Raw genomic sequence first — 3,466 nt, forward strand, 5'->3', positions numbered from 1 at the left:
TCGCGGTCGCCGTCGTCACGTATCGCCGCGTCCACGTCCTCGACCGCGACGTGGCGGCGTTCCGGACCGTGATGCGCGAGTACCGCGACCTGCTCCCCTGGCTGCTGCGGCTCGGGTTCGGACTCCCCCTCGTCGGCGCGGGGTTCGCGGGGTACTTTCTCAATCCCGTCGTGGATCCCCTGATCGGCGGCGGGATCGACCGACTCTTGCAGATCCTGCTCGGCTTCATGATCATCTTCGGGTTCGGCACCCGCGTCGCCGCCAGCGTCGGGCTCCTCGCGTACCTGATCGCGCTCCCGGTCGCGCCGCTTCTCGTCTACTCGCTGGAGTGGATCCCGGGCTTTCTCGCGCTCGTGCTCGTGGGGAGCGGGCGCCCGAGCGCCGACCACGTGTTCGAGCGCGTCGCGTCCACGCCCGGGACCTTCTACAGGGAGATCGACCCGATCCGCCGGGTCGTGGAGTGGGGCACCGACCGGCTCGACCCCCTCGAACGGTACGTGCCGACCGTGATCCGCGTCGGGATGGGCGTCGGGTTCGCGTTCCTCGGCCTGTTCGAGAAGCTGCTCGCGCCCGAGATGGCCCGCGGCGTCGTCGAGCAGTACAGCCTCTCGACGGCGACGCCGATCCCACCTGACCTGTGGGTCCTCGGCGCGGGGTTCGGCGAGATCGCCATCGGCGTCGCGATCGCGCTCGGCTTCTTCACCCGCGCGTCGGCGATGGCGGCGCTGTTCGTGTTCACGCTCACCCTGTTCGGGATCCCCGACGACCCCGTGTTAGCGCACATCGGGCTGTTCAGCCTCGCGTCCGCGCTGCTCATCACCGGATCCGGGCCGTACGCGCTCGACAACCGGATCTCGGACCCGCGACGCGCACCGAGTGAGGCCGGATCCGAGGGCGCGGCGCGGTCGACAGACCCCGCGGACGACTGAGCGGGATCTGCGGGGATCGCCTGCGGCCTCGCCCCCGGGACGTAACGCTATTCCCCCGCCCCGGCGAACCCCGACGTATGACCACCCGCGAGATCGACGGGATCCGACTGGAGAAGGTGCGAGAGCACGTCTGGGAGATCCCCCGCGAGGGCGACATGAACGTCCCCGCGCGCGTCCTCGCCAGCGAGGCGCTCCTCGACGAGATCGGCGAGGACGACACGCTCCGACAGCTGCGGAACGCGACGCACCTCCCCGGGATCGTCGAGCCGGCGCTCTGCATGCCCGACGGCCACCAGGGCTACGGCTTCCCGGTCGGCGGCGTCGGCGCTATCGACGCGCGGACCGGCTGCATCTCGCCCGGCGCGATAGGCTACGACATCAACTGTCTCTCTGGGGATTCAGAGGTGTTGTTATCACACGGTCGCTACCGCCGGATCGAGAACCTCTCTGAACGTTTCGAGGACAAACAGGCACGAGTCGCTGATAAAGACGAAATGGTCGACGCCGATATTCGTCTGTTTACCGAATCAAAGGAGCGGAGAGTTCACGAAGTAACGACCGCCGCGGGCGACACGATCACCGCGACACGTGACCATCCCTTCGATACCGTAGAGGGCATGGTCGACCTGGGGAACTTGAACGTCGGTGACGAAGTGTTTCTCCATCCGTTCGATGGGCTGGCTGACGATACACCGCCAGAATTCGTAGTGCTTGATGAAGACGATTTCGCGGACGAAGATCCGCAGTTGGTCCGGTTTTTGAAGGACTGTGACCTGCTTCCCCTTTATTCGACGGATGACGCCTTCCATCGACTCCTGAAACTCGTGGGATTCCACACCGGTGACGGGTCGTTTGGCCAGAGCCTGACGTGGTTCTACGGTGAACCGGACGACCTCGAAGCGATCCGGCGGGATATCGAGGCGATCGGGCTGACACCGTCCCGGATCTACGAGCGCGAGCGCCATCACGAGATCAACGGCAAGGAGTTCACGAGAACCGAGTATAGCGTCAAATCGGGATCGAACGCGTTCAAACAGCTGCTGATCCGACTTGGCGCACCTGATGGCCGCAAAGTTGAGTCCGATTTCACAGTCCCAGAGTATCTCGATCGACTCGCCGACTGGCAGCAGGCGCTGTACCTATCCACCTTTTTCGGAGCTGAGATGAGTGCGCCTGACACCGTCGCACCAAAGAACTTCTATGCGCCGTCAGTGTCGCACAACCGAATTGCAGAGCTTTCCGGAGCCGGTGAGGCGTTCATGACCGATCTCATGGATCTCCTGAACGGGATTGGCGTTCGAACGAACGCGCTCGAAGAGGTCGAGCGTACCGAGACGACGGCCGGAGAAACCGTTCGATTCCGATTCGGCGTCGCGACTGATCCCGACAACCTGATCCGCTTTTTCACCCGGATCGGCTATCGCTACGCACACGAGAAACAGAAGAAAGGGCTTCTCGCTGCACAGTATCTCAAGCGAAAGGAACGAGTGATCGAAGAGCGCGCGCGGCTGGCGGAGAAAGCACGGGCACTGGCTGACGGTGGCATCAAGACTCGCGAGATCAAAGACCGACTCGGAGGAGTGAACGAACGGTTCATCGAGCGGAGCATCTACGGTGGACGGGACGGTCGTCCGCGACCACCGGTCGACTTCCCCGATTTCGAAGAGTTCTGCGATCAAACGACCGTCCGTGAGGACCTCACGATCGGAACGAAGATCAGCTCTATCTCGGAGCGAGGAACAACGCAGGTCTACGATATCGGCGTCACGCACGACGCGCACACCTTCGTTGCGAACGGGTTCGTTGTCTCAAACTGCGGAGTCAGGATGGTGAATACAAATCTCGCCTACGACGACGTTCGCGGCCGTGAGTCGGAACTCGTCGACGCGCTGTTCGAGGCGATCCCCTCCGGACTCGGCGGCGGCGGGGTGATCGACGGCAGCGCCGACGCGATCGAGGGCGCCTTAGAGCGCGGCGTCGAGTGGGCCGTCGACGAGGGGTACGGGATCGAGAGCGACCTCGCGCGCTGTGAGGACGAGGGTCGTCGGCCGGACGCCCGCCCCGAGTACGTCTCCCAGAAGGCGAAGGACCGCGGGCGCAACCAGCTGGGCTCGCTCGGCTCCGGCAATCACTTCCTGGAGGTCCAGCGCGTCACGGACGTCTTCCGCGACGACGTCGCGGACGCGTACGGCCTCGAAGAAGACGGGATCGTCGTCCTGATCCACTGCGGGAGCCGCGGGCTGGGCCACCAGACCTGCAACGACTACCTCCGCCGGATCGAGAAGGAGCACGGCGACCTCCTCGCGGAGCTGCCGGACAAGGAGCTCGCGGCGGCGCCGGCGGGCTCGAAGCTGGCCGACGAGTACTACGGCGCGATGGGGGCGTGCATCAACTTCGCGTGGGTGAACCGCCAGCTCGTCACCCACCAGGCCCGCGAGGTGTTCGCCGACGTCTTCGACGCCGACCCGATCGACGACCTTGAGATGGAACTGCTGTACGACGTCGCACACAACATCGGCAAGAAGGAGACCCACGAG

General features: G+C 64.7%; 2 protein-coding genes. Both read left to right on the forward strand.

Translation table 11 applies throughout. The features are described 5' to 3' along the window. The coding region (locus GJ633_RS15105) for a DoxX family protein (protein ID WP_156589461.1) at window positions 1-929 on the forward strand (929 nt) is incomplete at its 5' end. A gap of 77 nt (window positions 930-1,006) precedes the next feature. After that, on the forward strand, window positions 1,007-3,466 hold a 2,460-nt coding region (locus GJ633_RS15110), incomplete at its 3' end, for an RtcB family protein (RefSeq protein WP_156589462.1).

Origin of the sequence: Halorubrum sp. CBA1125, assembly GCF_009742825.1 — an archaeon.
In the GTDB taxonomy this organism is placed as follows: Archaea; Halobacteriota; Halobacteria; order Halobacteriales; family Haloferacaceae; genus Halorubrum.